At 68.0% G+C, this 18885-nt stretch carries 16 protein-coding genes; 5 read left to right on the top strand and 11 right to left on the bottom strand.

Annotated elements, in window-relative coordinates:
* Window positions 1-125: 125 nt before the first annotated feature.
* On the bottom strand, window positions 126-626 hold the full coding sequence (gene tpx / locus H681_RS10070) for a thiol peroxidase (RefSeq protein WP_015476745.1): 501 nt from the start codon (window positions 624-626) through the stop codon (window positions 126-128).
* Between the two features lie 240 nt (window positions 627-866).
* Entirely contained in the window at window positions 867-1766 is a 900-nt protein-coding gene (locus H681_RS10065; RefSeq protein ID WP_015476744.1) for a LysR family transcriptional regulator, read from the bottom strand.
* 114 nt (window positions 1767-1880) lie between these two features.
* Here H681_RS10065 and H681_RS10060 point away from each other — a divergent pair, with 114 nt between their 5' ends.
* Together H681_RS10060 and H681_RS10055 are read left to right on the top strand one after the other, a co-directional pair.
* Window positions 1881-2873, top strand: a complete 993-nt coding sequence (locus tag H681_RS10060) for an aldo/keto reductase (RefSeq protein ID WP_015476743.1) — start codon at window positions 1881-1883, stop codon at window positions 2871-2873.
* Between the two features lie 59 nt (window positions 2874-2932).
* The gene (locus tag H681_RS10055) at window positions 2933-3388 is read left to right on the top strand and encodes a thermonuclease family protein (RefSeq protein ID WP_015476742.1); all 456 of its coding nucleotides are present in this window, start codon (window positions 2933-2935) and stop codon (window positions 3386-3388) included.
* A 4-nt stretch (window positions 3389-3392) separates the two neighbouring features.
* Here H681_RS10055 and mnmH read toward each other — a convergent pair whose 3' ends face one another.
* Together mnmH and selD are read right to left on the bottom strand one after the other, a co-directional pair.
* Entirely contained in the window at window positions 3393-4493 is a 1101-nt protein-coding gene (gene mnmH / locus H681_RS10050) for a tRNA 2-selenouridine(34) synthase MnmH (RefSeq protein ID WP_015476741.1), read from the bottom strand.
* Window positions 4493-5527 (bottom strand): selenide, water dikinase SelD, encoded by a 1035-nt coding sequence (gene selD, locus H681_RS10045; protein WP_015476740.1) that lies wholly within the window; start codon window positions 5525-5527, stop codon window positions 4493-4495. Before selD ends, mnmH begins: the two co-directional genes overlap by 1 nt.
* A 109-nt stretch (window positions 5528-5636) precedes the next feature.
* Here selD and H681_RS10040 point away from each other — a divergent pair, with 109 nt between their 5' ends.
* Window positions 5637-6680, top strand: coding sequence for a patatin-like phospholipase family protein (locus H681_RS10040; protein ID WP_015476739.1), 1044 nt, complete (start codon window positions 5637-5639; stop codon window positions 6678-6680).
* Between the two features lie 145 nt (window positions 6681-6825).
* Here H681_RS10040 and H681_RS10035 read toward each other — a convergent pair whose 3' ends face one another.
* From H681_RS10035 to kdpF, 6 genes are all read right to left on the bottom strand, one after another.
* Window positions 6826-7518 (bottom strand): response regulator, encoded by a 693-nt coding sequence (locus tag H681_RS10035; RefSeq protein WP_015476738.1) that lies wholly within the window; start codon window positions 7516-7518, stop codon window positions 6826-6828.
* Between the two features lie 43 nt (window positions 7519-7561).
* Window positions 7562-10219 (bottom strand): sensor histidine kinase, encoded by a 2658-nt coding sequence (locus tag H681_RS10030; RefSeq protein ID WP_015476737.1) that lies wholly within the window; start codon window positions 10217-10219, stop codon window positions 7562-7564.
* A gap of 167 nt (window positions 10220-10386) precedes the next feature.
* Window positions 10387-10935: a potassium-transporting ATPase subunit KdpC gene (gene kdpC, locus H681_RS10025; RefSeq protein WP_015476736.1), complete on the bottom strand. Its 549-nt coding sequence runs from the start codon at window positions 10933-10935 to the stop codon at window positions 10387-10389.
* Window positions 10936-11132: 197 nt separating this feature from the next.
* A complete protein-coding gene (gene kdpB / locus H681_RS10020; protein ID WP_015476735.1) occupies window positions 11133-13202 on the bottom strand; it encodes a potassium-transporting ATPase subunit KdpB in 2070 nt (689 codons plus the stop codon).
* A 12-nt stretch (window positions 13203-13214) separates the two neighbouring features.
* Window positions 13215-14909: a potassium-transporting ATPase subunit KdpA gene (kdpA, locus tag H681_RS10015; RefSeq protein ID WP_015476734.1), complete on the bottom strand. Its 1695-nt coding sequence runs from the start codon at window positions 14907-14909 to the stop codon at window positions 13215-13217.
* Window positions 14910-14917: 8 nt separating this feature from the next.
* Window positions 14918-15007, bottom strand: a complete 90-nt coding sequence (gene kdpF / locus H681_RS10010; RefSeq protein ID WP_009618573.1) for a K(+)-transporting ATPase subunit F — start codon at window positions 15005-15007, stop codon at window positions 14918-14920.
* Between the two features lie 253 nt (window positions 15008-15260).
* Here kdpF and H681_RS10005 point away from each other — a divergent pair, with 253 nt between their 5' ends.
* Together H681_RS10005 and H681_RS10000 are read left to right on the top strand one after the other, a co-directional pair.
* Complete coding sequence (locus tag H681_RS10005) at window positions 15261-15908, top strand: FadR/GntR family transcriptional regulator (protein ID WP_015476733.1); 648 nt, start codon at window positions 15261-15263, stop codon at window positions 15906-15908.
* A gap of 30 nt (window positions 15909-15938) precedes the next feature.
* Entirely contained in the window at window positions 15939-17219 is a 1281-nt protein-coding gene (locus tag H681_RS10000) for a CynX/NimT family MFS transporter (RefSeq protein WP_015476732.1), read from the top strand.
* A gap of 568 nt (window positions 17220-17787) precedes the next feature.
* On the opposite strand, the gene H681_RS09995 is transcribed toward H681_RS10000, so the two are convergent.
* Window positions 17788-18837, bottom strand: a complete 1050-nt coding sequence (locus tag H681_RS09995; protein WP_015476731.1) for an AI-2E family transporter — start codon at window positions 18835-18837, stop codon at window positions 17788-17790.
* Window positions 18838-18885 lie beyond the last annotated feature (48 nt).

Here is an 18885-nt window from a genome sequence, read left to right as displayed (position 1 = left end):
TTACCTTTGATTTACCGGGAGTTACGAATTGCCGGGGCATTGCGACCCGGATTGGCCGGAAGGGTTCCCGACCTGACGGACCGACCCTGGCGGGTCGGCCCGGCTTTCTCACGAAAGCGGCGGCGTCAGGCCAGGGCGGCGATGGCGGCGGCGTAGTTCGGCTCGTCGGCGATCTCGCCAACCAGCTCGCTGTGCAGCACCTTGTTCTGCTCGTCCAGCACCACGACTGCGCGGGCAGCCAGGCCGACCAGCGGGCCGCTGGAGATGGCCACGCCGTAGTTGGCGAGGAACTCGCGGCCACGCAGGGTGGACAGGTTGACCACGTTCTCCAGACCCTCGGCGCCGCAGAAGCGCGCCTGGGCGAACGGCAGGTCAGCGGAAACGCACAGCACTACGGTGTTGGCCAGCTTGCTGGCCTCGGCGTTGAACTTGCGCACGGAGGTGGCGCAGGTCGGGGTGTCGACGCTGGGGAAGATGTTCAGCACCTTGCGCTTGCCGGCGTAGTTTTCCAGGGTGACGTCGGAGAGGTCGCCAGCGACCAGCGCGAGGGCCGGAGCCTGCTCGCCTTTCTGCGGCAGCTTGCCATCGACGGAAACCGGATTGCCCTTGAGGGTGACTTGAGCCATTGCTTGGATCCTTCTGGTGAGGGGTGGTAGCGCTGGCACAGTGCCAACGCCGCCCGAGGAATCGGGGCCGGGGGCAAATCCTAGCACGGCTTGCCTGAGTGGAACGCTCGGATATGCGGATGAATATTCCGGAGCACGGCAGGTTCGCGAGCAAGGACTGGGCGTCCCCCTCGGTCCTACAGGTTGGCGTCCCGCTCTTCGTAGGAGCGAGCTTGCTCGCGAACCCTTACGGAACCGCGCCTACCCACTCCGCTCCGCGAACAACTGCGCCAACCAATCGGAAAACACCCGCAACCGCCGCGACATCTGCCGCCGCACCGGATACAACACGCTCAATGCCAGCGGCGGTGGCCGCCATTGCTCCAGCACCTCCACCAGCTCGCCACTGGCCAGCCCGTCGCACAGGTGATAGCGCGGCGCCTGGATCATTCCGAAACCGGCACGGCAGGCGGCGATATAGGCATCGGCGTTGTTCACCGTGATCCGGCTCGGCAACCGGGTGGTGCGCAGCTCGCCGTCGAAACGAAATTCCAGGTCGAAGATGCGCCCGCTGGACGCCGACTGGTAATTCACCGCCAGGTGCCCGGCCAGACGATCCGGATGCGCCGGCCGGCCATATTCCGCAAGGTACGAACGACTCACGCAGGTGAGCTGCTCCAGCTCGGCGATGCGCCGGCCCACCAGGCTGGAGTCCGGCAGCTCGCCGGCGCGCAGCACGCAATCCACGCCCTCGCGCACCAGGTCCACCTGGCGATCGTTGAGGCTCAGTTCCAGTTCGACCTGCGGGTAGCGGCGGCAGAACGCCGGCAACGCCGGGATCACCACCAGCCGTCCCAGCGAGCTGGGCAGGTCGACACGCAATTTACCGCGCGGGTTGTCCGGTGAATCGGAGAAGCAGTTCTCCGCCTCCTCCAGGTCCTCCAGCAGCCGCACGCAACGCTCGTAGTAGGCCTGGCCATCCGCGGTGATGCTGACCTGGCGGGTGGTGCGCCGCAGCAGTTGCACGCCGAGGTGCGCCTCCAGTTGCTGGATCAGCTGGGTCACGCTGGCGCGCGGCAGTTGCAGGCTGTCCGCCGCCTTGCCGAAGGCCCTGAGCTCGACGATGCGGGTGAACACCTGCATGGCCTGCAGACGATCCATGACGACGCTCCGATTATTCATTCACGCCAAATAGTTAAACCACAAGCAGCCGGTTTATCCATGCATGTCAAACAACAAGAATGAATCCGCGCCCCACTTTCCGGAGAATCCAGCATGAAGACCCGTCGCCTCGGCCCCCAGGGCCCCAGCGTTTCCGCCATCGGCCTCGGCTGCATGGGCATGTCCGACTTCTACACCACCGGCAGCGACGAGAAGGAATCCGTCGCCACCCTGCACCGCGCCCTGGAACTGGGCGTCACGCTGTTCGACACCGCCGACGTCTACGGTCCGCACACCAACGAAGCGCTGCTCGGCCGGGCGCTGAAAGGCAAGCGCGAGCAGGTATTCCTGGCCACCAAGTTCGGCCTGCTGCGCAACCCCGACCAGCCCACGAGCCGCGGCGCCGACGGCCGCCCCGAGTATGTGCGGGAGGCCGTGGAAGGCAGCCTCAGACGATTGGGCACCGACCATATCGACCTCTACTACCAGCACCGTGTCGACCCCGGGGTACCCATCGAGGAGACCGTCGGTGCCATGGCCGAGCTGGTACGGTCCGGCAAGGTACGCTACCTGGGCCTGAGCGAAGCCTCGGCCGACACCCTGGAGCGCGCCCACAAGGTCCACCCGATCACCGCCCTGCAAAGCGAATACTCGCTGTGGACGCGCGACCCGGAGGAAAACGGCGTACTGGACACCTGCCGCCGCCTCGGCGTCGGCTTCGTTCCCTACAGCCCGTTGGGGCGCGGCTTCCTCACCGGCGCGCTGAAAAGCCCGGAAGATTTCGCCGAGGATGACTACCGCCGCTCCAGCCCACGCTTCAGCGGGGAAAACTTCGCCAGAAACCTGCAACTGGTGGAGAAAATCGGCGAATTGGCCAACGCCCGTGGTGTGAAGCCCGCGCAACTGGCCTTGGCCTGGGTGCTGGCACAGGACGAGCATCTGGTGCCGATTCCGGGCACCAAGCAGCGCAAGTACCTGGAAGAAAACGTCGCCGCCCTGGCGCTGGAGCTCAGCGCCGGGGAACTGGCCGGGATCGACGCCATCTTCCCCGCCGGGGCCGCCACGGGCGGGCGCTACAGCGAAGAGGTGATGCGCCTGATCCAGTGAACCGGCGCCCCGCGAGCGAGCGCCAGCGGTTATGCTGGCGCTCATCCGGCGGAGGCCCCATGCGACGCATTCTTTCCATCCTGCTGCTCTCCCTGTCCGGCGCCGCGCTGGCGCACGAACAGTGCCGGGTCAGCGCCATCGACAGCGGCGACCGGCTCACCTGCCGGGGCGACGACGGCCTGTCCCGGAGCATCCATCTGCGCGGCATCGAGGCGCCGGACGAGCCATTCGCCCAGCGTGCCCGGGAAACCCTGCAACGGCTGGCCCTGGGCCGGACGGCCAGCCTGCGCGCGGCGCAACGCCAAGCGGACGGCACGCTGCGCGCAGCCGTCTGGGTCGAACCGGCGGACTGCCCCGGCTGCGGCCAGACCCTGGATGCCGGGCGCGCGCTCTTGAGCGTCGGCCTGGCGCGCTGGCGCTCGGCCGACGAGCAGGACGCCGAGGAGCAAGGCCAGTACGCGTTCGAGGAACAGGAAGCGCGGGCGCGCCGCATCGGCCTCTGGCGCGCGCCCTGAGGACTCAGCGTTCCGCGCGGAAACGCAAGTACTCGACCACCTCGTCCTGGGTGCCTCGGAACTCGATGCGCGAATCCTTGCTCTCGCGCTGGAAGGCGTACATCGGGTCGTAGTACTCGCCCAGCAGCCCCACGATCCAGCCCCGGTGCAGGTCCACCGCGCCGCTGCGCTTCTGCTCTTCCAGGGCGGCATCCATGATCGCCGCCAGGCGCTGGTAGCGCTCGCCACCCAGGCGCTTGACGATCCCCGACAGGCTCTTGCGCAGGTAGGCGGCAAAGGAATCGAAACCACCCTCCTCGCCGACCACCTGCATGTGGTCGGCGCACAGGTCGATCACGTAATCCTTGAGGATGCGCTCCACACGCTGTTCGAAGCGGTCCTCCAGCCACACCAGCGGGTAACGTTGCATGCCCTGGTACAGCTCCAGCGGCACCGAGCAGCTGCCGACGATACGGCCTTCGTCTTCCAGCACGAACTGCTCCATGCCGGCGTGGCGCTTCTTCAGGATGTCGATGGCCAGGCGGTTCTCGAAATCGATCTGCGCCGGCTGCGGCGTGGCACGGCGACCGAAGGCGGAGCCCCGGTGGTTGGCGTGGCCTTCCAGGTCGAGACTGTTGGCCAGTTGGGCGATCACCTCGGTCTTGCCGGTGCCGGTCAGGCCGCCCACCAGCACGAACTGGCACTCTTCCACCGCCGCCTGGGTAGTGTCGAAGAGGAAGCCGCGCATCGCCTTGTAGCCGCCGACCACACGCGGGTAATCGATACCGGCCTCGCTCTTGAGCCACTGCTGGGTGATCTGCGAACGCAGGCCGCCGCGGAAGCAGTACAGGTAACCTTCGGGATTCGCCTTGGCGAACGCCGCCCAGGCCTCGATGCGCTCGGCCTTGAGCTTGCCCATGACCAGCTCGTGGCCCAGGGCGATGGCCGCCTGCTGGCCGTTCTGCTTGTAGCAGGTGCCGACCTTCTGCCGCTCGCTGTCGTTCATCAGCGGCAGGTTCACGGTGTGCGGGAAGGCACCCTTGTCGAACTCGACCGGGGCACGCACGTCCATCATCTTAACGTCGCCGAGGAACAGCTCGCGGTAGTGGCGGGTGTTGTCGCGCATCAGGCCACCTCGACCGCGTGACGCTGTCGGCCGACCAGTTCGCCGATGGGCGCGAGGTCCAGGCCCAGCTCGCCGGCGGCGGCAAGGAACTGCGCCTCGCCCTCCGGCGCCACGGCCACCAGCAGGCCACCGCTGGTCTGCGGGTCGCACAGCAGCAGCTTGTGCAGCTCCGGCAGCGGCGCGATGCGTTCGCCGTAGCTGTCGAAGTTGCGCAGGGTGCCGCCGGGCACGCAACCGGCTTCCAGGTAGTGCTCGACACTGGCCAGGCGCGGTACCGCATCGTAGCGGATGCGCGCGGTCAGGCCGCTGCCGTCGGCCATTTCCACCAAGTGGCCGAGCAGGCCGAAGCCGGTGACGTCGGTCATCGCCTTCACCCCGTCGAGCTTGCCGAAACGCGCGCCCGGCTTGTTCAGGGTGCACATCCAGTCGCGGGCGAGGCCCACGTCCTCGGCGCGCAGCTTGGCCTTCTTCTCGGCGGTAGTGAGGATGCCGATGCCCAGCGGCTTGGTCAGGTACAGCTTGCAGCCTTCGCTGGCGGTGTCGTTGCGCTTCATGAAGCGCTTCTCGACCATGCCGGTCACCGCCAGGCCGAAGATCGGCTCCGGCGCGTCGATCGAGTGGCCGCCGGCCAGCGGGATGCCGGCTTCGTCGCAGACCTTGCGGCCGCCGGCTATCACCTCGCGGGCGATTTCCGGCGCCAGCACGTTCACCGGCCAGCCGAGGATGGCGATCGCCATCAGCGGGTCGCCGCCCATCGCATAGATATCGCTGATGGCGTTGGTGGCAGCGATGCGGCCGAAGTCGAAGGGATCGTCGACGATCGGCATGAAGAAGTCGGTGGTGGACACCACGCCGCGCTCGGCGTCGATAGCATAGACAGCAGCGTCATCGCGCGAGGCGTTGCCCACCCAAAGGTTCGGGTCAAGGTTCTGCGCGCCGCTGCCGGCGAGGATGACCTCCAGGACCTTGGGGGAAATCTTGCAACCACAGCCGGCGCCGTGGCTGTATTGGGTCAGGCGGATCGGTTCGCTCATCGCGGACTCCGGCGAAGGAAAAACAGGCGACAATTCTAGCAAAGCCGACCTTGGCGGCGCTTGTCCCCGGGCGTATCGTCGAAATGTTTCGCAAGGGGGGAATTACCCGATGTCAAAACAGATTGCGCTGGTGCTCGGTTCCGGCGGAGCGCGCGGCTACGCGCATATTGGCGTGATCGAGGAGATCGAACGGCGCGGCTACGAGATCGTCTGCATCGCCGGCTGCTCGATGGGTTCGGTGATCGGCGGCATCTACGCCGCCGGCAAGCTGGAAGAGTACCGCGACTGGGTGGAGAGCCTGGATTACCTGGACGTGCTGCGCCTGCTCGACGTGAGCTTCCGCCTCGGCGCCATCCGTGGCGAGCGGGTTTTCGGCAAGATCCACGAGATGCTCGGCGAGGTCGATATCGAGGATCTGCCGATTCCCTACACCGCCGTCGCCACCGACCTCACCAACCAGCAGGAAATCTGGTTCCAGGAAGGCTGCCTGCACCAGGCCATGCGCGCCTCGGCGGCGATCCCCAGCCTGTTCACCCCGGTCATGCAGGGCTCGCGCATGCTGGTGGACGGCGGCCTGCTCAACCCGTTGCCGATCGTCCCGGTGGTTTCGACCCACGCCGACCTGATCGTCGCGGTCAACCTCAACGCCACCAACCAGCGCCAGTATTCGCTGCCGGTGATCGAGCGCCCGCCAGCCCTCATGGGCCGCTTCGACGCGGTGATCGGCAGCCTGAGCAACAAGCTCAGCTTCTTCCGCCGCCAGGGCGGCGACGCCGAAGCGCCGCCGGAACTGCTGCCCGACGCCCTGCTCCACCCGGTGCCGGCCCTCGCCGAGCAACCGGCCGAGCCGGAAATGCAGCAACCGGCCGCCGCGCCCCTGGCCAAGGGCTCGCCGCGTTCGGCCACCGGCAGCCAGGTGATCGACAGCAGCAGCCCGGCATCCCTGCTGGAACTGGTCAACCAGAGCTTCGAGGTGATGCAGACCTCGCTGGCGCAGTACAAGATCGCCGGATACCCGCCGGACATCCTGATCAACGTGCCCAAGCGCGTGTGCCGCTTCTTCGAGTTCTACAAGGCCCCGGAACTGATCGCCCTCGGCCGGCAGATCGCCAGCGACACGCTGGATCGGTACGAGGAGGAGAATCAGTACTGACCGGCTGATCCGCTGCCATGCGGTTCGCGAGCAAGCTCGCTCCTACAGGACCTCGCCGCTCGGCTCTTCGTAGGACCGAGGGGGACGCCTAGTCCTTGCTGGCGAACCGTTTCCCCACCCGTACTGAGGCCGTTCATCCTAAGGATCAACCTTCGCGCAAGCGATAGCCGACGCCGGCCTCGGTGACGATGAAGCGCGGCGTCGCCGGGTCATCGGCGAGCTTCTGCCGCAGATGCCCGACCACTACGCGGAGGTAGTGGGTATCCTCGGTATGGGTCGGCCCCCAGATATCCTTGAGCAGTTGCTGCTGGGTCACCACCCGGCCAACGTGACGCGCCAGGGTCGAAAGCACGGCGTATTCCTTGCGGGTCAGCGAGACTTCGGCGCCGTCCAGCAGCACCCGGCGGTAGGAGAAATCCACGCTCAACGGGCCGACCGCGACCAGCACTTCCTGGGTCTCGCCACTGCCGCCCTGGCGCAGCAGCACGCGGATGCGGGCGAGGAATTCCTGGATGCCGAACGGCTTGGTCACGTAGTCGTTGGCACCGCTGTCCAGCGCCAGCACCTTCTCGCTTTCGCTGGCGCGCACCGAGAGCACCAGCACCGGCACCTGCGACCACTCGCGCAGTTCGCGCAGCACGTCCTGGCCGTCCTTGTCCGGCAGGCCGAGGTCGAGCACGACGAGGTCCGGTCGGCCCAGAGCAGCCTGGGCCAGGCCCTCCTCGCCGGTGCCGGCTTCGAGCACCTTGTAGCCGCCGGCGCTGAGGCTGATGCGGAGGAACTTGCGGATCTGCGGTTCGTCGTCGACGACCAGGATGGTGGCGGCGCTGGCGTTCATCGGAAAGCTGGACTGGCTGGCGTGGCCGTCCAGCTTGAGCCTTTCAGACAGCGGCATCAAGCTGCTCCAGGTCCGGCTGCTGCTGCAGCGGCAGGTGCAGCACGAGGGTGGTGCCGCGTCCGTCGATGCCGTCCTCGACGGTGATCCGCCCGCCGTGGGCGCCGACCATGCCCTGGCAGATCGCCAGGCCCAGCCCGGTGCCCTGCCCGCCGCGGTCGCCGCGCGCGGCGGTGTAGAACATGTCGAAGATCTTCTCGCGCTCGGCCGGCGGAATGCCCGGTCCTTCGTCGCTGACCGAGAAGCGCAGCTCCTCTTCGTTCGCCTCCACCGCCACCCGCAGGCGCCCTTGCGGCGGCGAGAAGCGCGCGGCGTTTTCCAGCACGTTGACCAGCGCCTGCTCGATCAGCGCCGCATGCACGTAGAGCAGCGGCAGCTCGGGCGGCACGCGGGTTTCCACGCGGTACGGGGCAACCACCGCGCGCAGGCGGTTGAGCGCGCTGCCGACGATGTCGCCGGGCGACACCCAGTCGCGCGACAGCTTCAGGCCGCCGTGGCCGAGGCGGGTCATGTCCAGCAGGTTCTGGATGTAGCGGTCCAGGCGCTCGGCCTCGTCGCGGGTGCTTTCCAGCAGTTCGCGACGGTCGTCGGGCGGAATCGCGTCACCCAGAGCCAGCAGGCTGTCGATGGCGCCGCGCATGGAAGTGAGCGGCGTGCGCAAATCGTGGCTGACCGAGGCCAGCAACGCGCTGCGCAGTTGTTCGGTTTCGCCGTGCAGGCGCGCGGCCTCCAGGTCCTCGGCCAGGCGCGCGCGGGCCAGGGCCTGGCCCAGCGGCTGGCCAAGGGCGGCGAGCAGGCGGCGACGCGAGCCGGGCAACGGCTGGCGGTCGCGCGGGCTGACGCCCAGCAGCGCCAGCGGGCCTTCCTCGCCGGACAGCGGCCACCACCACCAGCGCCCGCCCGGCAGCGTGCCGGTGCCCAGGCCGGCGGGCTGGTCATGCTGCCAGGCCCAGTCGGCGGCGGCGCGTTCCTGGTCGTCCAGCGGGCGGCTCAGGCCTCCCTCCACCTTCCACTCGCCGTGGGCTTGTCCGAGCAGGCAGATGTCCAGCCCCTCCCAGCCGCCCAGCTGCTGCGCGGCAGCGGCCATCACTGCCTTGCGGTCAGTGGCGGCGGTCAGCTTGCGCGACAGTTCGAGCATCTGGCTGGTCTCTTCCTGCGTCTCGCGCAGCGCCTGCAGTTGCCGGCGCTGGCGGGCCGCGAGGTTGCCGGTGAGGCCGGCCATGAGCAGGAAGAACAGCAGGGTCAGCACGTCTTCTTCGCGCTGGATGGAGAAGGAGAAGTGCGGCGGGATGAACAGGAAGTCGTAGGCCAGGAACGACAGCACCGCGCACGCCAGCGCCGGGCCGAGGCTGCTGCGCACCGCCACCAGCAGGACGGCGGCGAGGAACACCAGGGAAATGTTCGGCAGCTCCAGGACACTCGCCACGGCCCAGGCCAACGCGCTGGCGCCCGCCGCGGCCAGTGCGGCCAGCAGATAGCTGCCCCAGGGCCAGGGGGATTGCGGACGGGCTTTCGGCGGAGCGAGATCGGCCTCGCTGTCGAGCACACTGACTTCCAGCCCATCGCCCAACCGCAGTAGACGCGCCGCCAGCCCGCCGCCGAACAGCCGGCGATGCCAGCGCTGTCGCGAGCGCCCCACCAGCAAGAGCGTGGCGCGACGCTCCTTGGCATGTTCGACCAGGGTGCGCGCCACTTCGCCGCCGCGCAGTTCCACCACGTCGCCCCCCAGACGTTCGGCCAGCTGCTGGGCGTTTTGCAGTTGCATGCGCGACTCTTCGCTGCGCGCATCGCCCGTATCCACATGCACCAGCGACCACGGCAGGTGCCGGCGCTCGGCCACGCGGCAGGCGTGGCGCACCAGGCGCTCGGCATTGTGTTCGCCGTCCACGCCGACCAGCATGCGCCCGCGCACGGCTGGCGCCTCGCCGCCCTGCTGGCGATAGCGATGGGCCAGGTCGGCATCGACCCGCGCGGCGGCGGTCTGCATGGTCAGTTCGCGCAGCGCGGTGAGGTTGGTCTGGCTGAAGAAGGCGTCGATGGCGGCGCGCGCCTGTTCGGGCACGTAGACCTTGCCTTCGCGCAGGCGCTCGAGCAGTTCGCGCGGCGGCAGGTCCACCAGCAACAGGTCGTAGGCCTCCTGCAGCACCCAGTCGGGCACAGTTTCGCGCACCTGTACGCCGGTGATGTCGCGCACCTGGTCGTTGAGGCTTTCCAGGTGCTGTACGTTGACCGTGGTGTAGACGTCGATGCCGGCCGAGAGCAGTTCCTGGATGTCCTGCCAGCGCTTGGCGTGGCGGCTGCCGGGGGCGTTGCTGTGGGCCAGCTCGTCGACCAGCGCCAGTTGCGGCGGATCGGCCAGCAGGCCGTCGAGGTCCATCTCTTCCAGGGTGATGCCACGGTAGACCGAGCGCTTGAGCGCCTGCTGCGGCAGGCCGGCGAGCAACGCCTCGGTCTCGGCGCGACCGTGGGTTTCGACGATGCCCACGCGCAGGTTCACGCCCTGGCGCAACTGCCCCTGGGCCGCCAGCAGCATGGCGTAGGTCTTGCCGACCCCAGGCGCGGCGCCAAGGAATACCTTCAGGCGGCCACGGCCCATGCCCGGCAAGTCGGCAAGCAGGGCGTCGGCGCGGTTGGGGTCGGTCATGGGGCTATCCTCGGAGCGCTTTCGGCGCTCGCTTCATGTCATTGGAGTGAGCCGGCAAAGCCCCTCACCCCAGCCCTGGCTACGCGCCCCGCGCCAAAGGGAGAGGGGGTTGCCCGAGACGCGCAGGAAACATCATCCCACGGCCCGGATCGCAGTGGCGCTGGAGTCTAGCGAGGCTGGCTGGCCAGGGCCATGTTCAGCGCCAGCACGTTGACCACGGCGGGGCCGATCAGCGGACGCTCGGTGTTGGCTTCCACCAGCTTTTCCAGGCTCGCCGCCGGTACGCCGCGCTCCAGCGCAATGCGCGGCACCTGATACAGCGCAGCGGCGGGCGGCAGTTGCGGGTCGAGGCCGCTGCCGGAGGTGGTGACCAGCGCCAGCGGCACCGGCTGCGCGCCGACCTGCTGGGCGGCGGCGTCCTTGGCGATGCGTTCGGCCAGCGCCGGGTTGCCGGGCGCAAGGTTGCTGGCGCCGCTGGAGACGGTGGCGAAGTCGCCGGCCGAGGGCCGCGAATGGAACCACTGGGCGCCGTCGAACTTCTGCGCGATCAGCGCCGAGCCGCGCACGTTGCCCTGCTCGTCGCGCACCAGGCTGCCGTTGGCCTGGTCGTGAAAGGCAACCTGAGCGATGGCGGTGACGGCCAGCGGATAGGCGATGCCGGTGACGGCGCTGAGCAGGATCAGCGAGGCGATGGCAGGGCGGAGTTGCTTGAGCATTTTGGGTGATCCTCTGTTGGGTTGGGAGCGAGGGATTGCCCTCACCCCGGCCCTCTCCCAGAGGGAGAGGGTGTTGCTCGGTGCATCCGGCCAGATCGAGGCTGGCCGTGATCTGTAGGAGCGAGCTTGCTCGCGAACCGCCCGAGCGCCTGAGCTGCCGGGAAATCCGTTCGCGAGCAAGCTCGCTCCTACACCGGTCAAGCCAGACCGATGGCGACCAGGATCATGTCGATCAGCTTGATCCCCACGAACGGCGCCAGCAGCCCGCCGACGCCGTAGATCAGCAGGTTGCGCCGCAGCAGCTGCGACGCGTCGCTGGCCTGCACGCGCACGCCGCGCAGGGCCAGGGGGATCAGCGCGACGATGATCAGCGCGTTGAACACGATGGCCGAGAGGATGGCGCTCTGCGGACTGGCCAGCTTCATGACATTGAGCACGCCCAGCTGCGGGTAGATGCCGGCGAACAGCGCGGGCAGGATGGCGAAATACTTGGCCACGTCGTTGGCTACCGAGAAGGTGGTCAGCGCGCCACGGGTCACCAGCAGCTCCTTGCCCACCTGCACCACGTCCAGCAGCTTGGTCGGGTCGCTGTCCAGGTCCACCAGGTTGGCGGCCTCGCGGGCGGCCTGGGTGCCGTCGTTCATGGCCATGCCGACATCGGCCTGAGCGAGTGCGGGGGCATCGTTGGCACCGTCGCCGCACATGGCGACCATGCGCCCCTCGCCCTGCTCCTGGCGGATGCGCGCCAGCTTCTTCTCCGGCGTGGCTTCGGCGATCACGTCGTCCACCCCCGCTTCTGCAGCGATGGCGGCAGCGGTGAGCGGGTTGTCGCCAGTCACCATCACGGTACGGATACCCATGCGGCGCAGTTCGGCGAAGCGCTCGCGGATACCCGGTTTGACCACGTCCTTCAGGTGGATGGCGCCCAGCAGCTTGCCATCGGCCACCACCAGCAGCGGCGTGCCGCCGCTCTGGGCGATGCGCTCGATCTCCTTGGCCAGGCTCTCGGGCATCTGCGCGCGCTCCATGCCGACGAAGGCCAGCGCGGCATCCACCGCGCCCTTGCGGTACACGTGCCCGTCGATGTCGATACCCGACAGGCGCGTCTCGGCGCTGAAGGCCACCGGGGTCACACGGTTGCGCTCCGGCTCGGGCAGGATGATCTGCGCCCGCAGGAACTCCACGATCGACTTGCCCTCGGGCGTGTCGTCGGCCAGCGATGCGAGGAACGCACCCTCGGCCAGTTCCAGCGGCTGCACGCCGGGGGCGGTGTGCAGCGCGCTGCAGCGACGGTTGCCGAAGGTGATGGTGCCGGTCTTGTCGAGCATCAGCACATGCACGTCCCCCGCCGCTTCCACGGCGCGGCCGGACTTGGCGATGACGTTCAGGCGCACCAGGCGGTCCATGCCGGCGATGCCGATGGCCGAGAGCAGGCCGCCGATGGTGGTGGGGATCAGCGTCACCAGCAGCGCCACCAGGAACACCAGCGGCAGGTTGCCGCCGGCGAACAGGGCGAACGGCTTCAGGGTGACGACCACCAGCAGGAAGATCAGCGTCAGGCCGATCAGCAGGATGTCCAGCGCCACTTCGTTGGGGGTCTTCTGGCGCTTGGCGCCTTCCACCAGGGCGATCATGCGGTCGAGGGTGGATTCGCCGGGGTTGGCGGTGATCTTCACCAGCAGCCAGTCGGACACCAGTCGGGTGTTGCCGGTCACGGCCGAGCGGTCGCCGCCGGATTCGCGGATCACCGGCGCGGACTCGCCGGTGATGGCGGCCTCGTTGACCGCCGCCACGCCCTCGATCACCTCGCCGTCGCCGGGGATCAGTTCGCCGGCTTCGACACGCACCACGTCCCCCTTGCGCAGGCTGCTGGCGGCGACCTTCTCGAAATTGCCGCTGGCGCTCCGGCGCAGGGCCTGCAGGCCCTGGGTGCCAGCCTTGAGGCTGTCCGCGCGGGCCTTGCCACGGCCCTCGGCAAGGGCTTCGGCGAAGTTGGCGAAGAGCACGGTGAACCACAGCCAGACGGCGATCTGCACGGCCACGAAGGTCGGCACCGCCTCGCCGCCGACCACACAGAGTACTGTGGTCAGCACGGCGGTCAACGCCACCACCAGCATCACCGGCGAGCGTTGCAGCTGGCGCGGGTCGAGCTTGAGGAAGGACTGCACCAGCGCCGGCTTCCACAGCGCGGCGAAGGTGGTGGTCGGGCGTTTGTCAGCGGCTCTCGACGAGTTCTTCAGGGCGAGATCCTGGGTTTGCGCATTCATTGCGAAAGCTCCTCAGAAACCGAGCGTCAGGTGATCGGCCACCGGGCCAAGCACCAGCGTCGGCAGGAAGTTCAGGCCGCCCACCAGCAGGATGGTGGCGGTCAGCAGGCTGACGAACAGCAGGCCGTGGGTCGGGAAGCTGTTGGGGCCCACCGGCGTGGCCTTCTTCGCCGCCAGGCTGCCGGCGATGGCCAGCACCGGGAGGATGTAGCCGAAGCGGCCGATCAGCATGGCCAGGGCGATCATCAGGTTGTGGAACGGCGTATTGGCGCCGAAGCCGGCGAAGGCCGAACCGTTGTTCGCGGTGCCCGAGGTGTAGGCGTAGAGCAGCTGGCTGAAACCATGCGGCCCCGGATTGGTTACCGCGGCGGCCGGCCCCGGCAGGCTGGCGGCGATGGCGCCGAGTACCAGCACGCCCACCGGCATCACCAGCAGGGTTGCCACCAGCAGGCGGACTTCGCGGGCTTCGAGCTTCTTGCCGAGGTATTCCGGAGTGCGGCCGACCATCAGCCCGGCAAGGAACACCGCGATCAGGACGAACAGCAGCATGCCGTAGAGGCCCGCGCCGACGCCGCCGAAGATCACCTCGCCGAGCATCATGTTGATCATCGCCACCATGCCCGACAGCGGGTTGAGGCTGTCATGCATGGCGTTCACCGAACCGTTCGAGGCAGAGGTGGTGGTCACCGACCAGAGCACGCTGGCGGTGGTGCCGAAGCGGCTTTCCTTGCCCTCCATCGGTGCGCTCTGCTCCACCGGCAAGGCACTGAGTGCCGGGTTCGGCTGGTACTCGGCCCACAGCGAAGTCCCCAGGCCAAGACAGAACAGCACCAGCATGCAACCGAGGATCGCACGGCTCTGGCGCAGGTCCTTGACGTAGTGGCCGAAGGTGAACACCAGCGCCGCCGGGATCAGGATGATCGACGCCACTTCGAACAGGTTGCTCCAGATGGTCGGGTTCTCGAACGGGTGCGCCGAGTTCACGCCGAAGAAGCCGCCGCCGTTGGTGCCGAGCTGCTTGATGGCGATCTGGCTGGCTGCCGGGCCCAACGGGATGGTCTGGTCGGCCCCCTGCACGGTCAGCGCGTGGGCGTAGTCGAGGAAGGTCTGCGGCACGCCCTGCCAGACCAACAGCAGCGCCAGCAGCAGGCACAGCGGGATCAGCCCGTAGAGGGTGGCGCGAGTCAGGTCGACCCAGAAGTTGCCCAGGCTGTTCGTCGACTTGCGCGCGATGCCGCGGGCCAGCGCCACCAGCACGGCCAGGCCGACGGCGGCGCTGACGAAGTTCTGCACGGTCAGGCCGAGCATCTGGCTCAGGTAGCTGAGCGACGCCTCGCCGCTGTAGGCCTGCCAGTTGGTGTTGGTGACGAAGCTCACCGCGGTATTGAACGCCAGCGTCCACTCCAGGCCCGGCAGATGCTGAGGGTTGAGCGGCAGCAGGCCCTGCAGCAGCAGGATCGAGAACAACAGGAGCAGCCCGGCCAGGTTGAAGGCCAGCAACGCCAGGGTGTAACCCTTCCAGTCCTGCTGGACGTCGGGGTCGATGCCGCAGGCGCGGTAGATCGCCCGCTCCACGGGCAGGAAGACCGGGCTGAAGAAGGTGCGCTGCCCCTCCATCACCTTGTAATAGAAACGCCCGAGGAACGGCGCCGGCACCAGCACCAGCGCCAGGAAGACGACGATCAGCAACAGATCATGGCTGTTCATGGCCACCCCTAGGAACGATCGGCGCGCAGCAGCGCCACCAGCAGATAAATGAACAGTCCCGTGGCCAGGACCAGGGACACTCCGTCGAGCACGCTCATGGCTTCTCTCTCCTTCATGCGACTCTTGCCGCCTGCCGGAAATTTTCCGCAAGGACGGCGTAAAGGAGCGATTCCCGAAGCCCCGGCGAGGCATAAAGAAAACGTAAAAGACCACCCTGGCAGCCACTGGAAGCCCTTCGCGACAAGGCCGCCACCCGGCCCGCGTCCGGTAGGCGTCCCCCGCATTTGCAACCGCCCCCGGCCATGCCCTAGGCTTGGCTTCTTCACATTCATCCGATGATTGGATGTTTCCATGCCCAGCCCCATTCAGAAGCGCTCGCTGGTGGATATCGCCCTCGAGCAGATCCGCCTGCGCATCGATGACGGCACCTGGCCCCTGGGCCAGCGCCTGCCACCGGAACCCGAACTGGCCGAGTCACTCGGCATCAGCCGCAATACCGTGCGCGAAGCGGTACGGGTGTTGACCTTCTCCGGCGTGCTGGAAGTCCGCCAGGGCGACGGCACCTACGTGCGCGCCTGCGCCAATCCGCTGGACACCATGCTGGTGCTGGCGCGCAGCTCGGTGGAGCAGGCCCTGGAAGCCCGCGGCATCATCGAGGTGGAAGCCAGCCGGCTGGCCGCCGAGCGCCGCACCGAGTCGGACATCCTGGCCCTGCGCGAGGCGCTGGAGGCCTCCGCCATTCGCCACGGCGGTGCCCTGGACGACTACATCGTCCATGACCTGATCTTCCACCAGCGTGTGGTGGACAGCGCCCACAACCCGGTGCTCAGCGAGCTCTACCGCTACTTCTCGCAGGTGATCCGCGCAGGCCTGGAACGCACCATCGGCGACCCCAGCCGACCGCAGCCGAGCTTCGAACTGCACAGCGAGCTGCTCGATGCCATCGAGCGCGGCGATGCCGAGGCCGCCGCCCGCGCCAATCGCGCCCTGCTGATCTGACGTTTTCTGTCTTTTGCCGGAATGCCCACCATGTCCCTGCCCCACGATCCACACGAAGCCGAACACAAGCGCTCCTGCCCCCCGGAGGAGCTGCTGGTCGACGCCGAGGCCAACGACGAACCAACGCCCCCAGCTCAACCGCCGCGCCCCTGGCTGCTGCTCCTGGGCCTGGTGCTGGTGGCGCTGAACCTGCGCCCGGCGCTGTCCAGCCTCGCCCCGCTGCTCAACACCGTCCGCGACGGTACCGGCCTGTCGGCCGCCGCCGCCGGTCTGCTGACCACCCTGCCGGTGCTCTGCCTGGGCCTGTTCGCCCCGCTGGCGCCGATGCTCGCCCGCCGCCTCGGCGCCGAGCGCACGGTGCTGCTGATCCTGCTCAGCCTGGCCGCCGGCATCGTGCTGCGCAGCCTGTTCCCGGTGGCCGGGCTGTTCCTTGGCAGCCTGGTGGCCGGCGCCAGCATCGGCATCATCGGCGTGCTGTTGCCGGGCATCGTCAAGCGCGACTTCCCGCACATCGCCGGGACCATGACCGGCGTCTACACCATGGCGTTGTGCCTGGGCGCCGCCACCGCCGCCGGCGCCACCGTGCCGCTGGCCGGGCTGATGGGCGACAGCTGGCAACCGGCGCTGGCCTTCTGGGCGCTACCGGCGATCCTTGCCGCGCTGGTCTGGCTGCCGCAGACCCGGCAGAACCACCACGCCCACCGCGCGGTGTACAAGGTGAAGGGCCTGTGGCGCGACCCGCTGGCCTGGCAGGTCACCCTGTACATGGGGCTGCAGTCGTCACTGGCCTACATCGTCTTCGGCTGGGTGCCGTCGATCCTCATCGACCGCGGCCTGAGCGCGGTGGAAGCCGGTCTGGTGCTGTCCGGCTCGGTGATGGTGCAGCTGTTCAGCGCCCTGGCCGGCCCCTGGCTGGCCACCCGTGGCAAGGACCAGCGCCTGGCGGTGGTGATCGTCATGAGCCTGACCCTGGCGGGCCTGCTCGGCCTGCTCTACGCGCCGCTTTCGGGCATCTGGGGCTGGGCGGTGGTGCTCGGCCTCGGCCAGGGCGCCACCTTCGCCATCGCCCTGGCGCTGATCGTGCTGCGCTCGCCGGACGCCCACGTCGCCTCCAACCTCTCCGGCATGGCCCAGGGCGTGGGCTACACCCTGGCGGCCTGCGGACCCTTCCTGGTCGGCGTGGTGCATGACGTCACCGGCGGCTGGAGCGCGACCGGGGTGATCTTCGTGGTGGTCTCGGTCGGGGCGATCGCCTTCGGCCTGGGGGCTGGACGGGATCGCCTGGTGCAGGTGAAGAGCGAGCACGTGTAAAGCGCATTTCTGTAGGCGCGAGGGGGACGCCTGGTTCTTGCTCGCGAACAAATTTCCCGGCGACATCGGTGTTGGGCGGTTCGCGAGCAAGCTCGCTCCTACAGGTATTCATCCTGCAGCGTGGGGTGCAGCGGCGGATCTTCGCGGACAAGGGCTAGGCGCCCCCGTCTCTCCTACGGGAGCGCAGCTTCCGCTCTGGCTCTGGCTCTGGCTCTTAACAGACTTCCAGAGAAACACCCGAGCACTCCGAACCGCCCCTTTCAGGAGGCCGAGTGGAATCGGAGTTTCAGGGGTTGAGCGGCATGGATGCCGCGAGAGCGCTGTCGGGCCAGGGATGGCCCGTCAGCGCGTGCCCCTGAAACTTCGATGGAGCGAGGGAAGTCCCGCGAAGCGGGACCCGGATGCAGGGGCAAGACCTTTGGTTACTTTCTGTCGTTTGAGAAAGTAACTCGCCCGAGGGGGCGAAATAAAATGTCCCCGAGCATGCCAAAGCGGCGCAGAATCACCCAGGCCCCAAGAGCATCGCGGACGGAGTCCGCTCCTACGATCTCTGGCCCCAAGCGAGCCATCAAACCCTCGGCGGCAACCGATTCGAACTGTCGATCCAGGCACTGATCAGGTTGTACACCACCGCCAGCAGCACCGGCCCGAGGAACAGGCCGATGAAACCGAAGCTGAGCAAACCGCCGAGCACGCCCAGCAGCACCACCACCAGCGGCAGGTTGCCGCCGCGGCTGATCAGGTAGGGCTTGAGGATGTTGTCCACACCGCTGATCACGAAGAAACCCCAGATCGCCATGAATACACCGTAGCCGTAGCTCTCCTGGTAGAACAGCCAGATCGTCGCCGGCCCCCAGATCAGCGGCGGGACCATCAGCAGGCTGCAGACGAAGGTCAGCAGCCCCAGCACGAAAGGCCCCGGCACGCCGGCGATGAGGAGGCCGATGGTCGCCAGCACGCCCTGGGCGGCGGCGGTGCCGATCACGCCGTTGACCACCCGCTGCACGGTACCGGCGATGATCTCCATGTACTGCGACGCCGCGTCACCGATCAGGCGCTGCAGAACGGCATGGGCGAAAGCCTGCAGGCGCAGGCCGTCGCGGTAGAAGAAGAAGATCAGCACCAGGCTCAGCACCAGCTCGAAAATCCCCGAGCCGAGCTTGGCGCTGCGCGCCAGCGCCCAGTTGCCGACCTCGCCCATGTACGGCTTGAGCGCGGAGAACATCGCCACGCCCTGCTGGTCGGCCTGGTACCACCAGCCCACCAGGCGATCGCCGATCAGAGGGACGCGGGCCATCCATTCCGGCGGCGGCGGCAGGCCGGAAACCTGCAGGTTCTTCACCAGTTCGACACCCTCGCGCACCCGGTCCACCAGGCCGAAGCCCAGCCACACCAGCGGCAGGGCCACCAGCACGATCCAGCAGACGGTGAGCAGGCCGGCGGCGGCGGACTCCCGGCCATGCAGCAGTTGGGTGAGCAGACGCATCAGCGGCCAACTGGCGAAGGCCAGCACGGCGGCCCAGACCAGCGCCGACCAGAATGGCAGCAGCACCCAGATGCTGGCGGCGAGCAGGCCCAGCAGCAGCACGCGCAGCAGCAGGCGGTCATTGTCGAACATCGAGACTCCCGGTTATCGAAGACGGTGAGGCGTCCTTTCCAGAGCGCC

The organism is Pseudomonas sp. ATCC 13867, from assembly GCF_000349845.1.
In the GTDB taxonomy this organism is placed as follows: domain Bacteria; phylum Pseudomonadota; class Gammaproteobacteria; order Pseudomonadales; family Pseudomonadaceae; genus Pseudomonas.
This window is presented reverse-complemented; position numbering and strand designations above follow the sequence as displayed.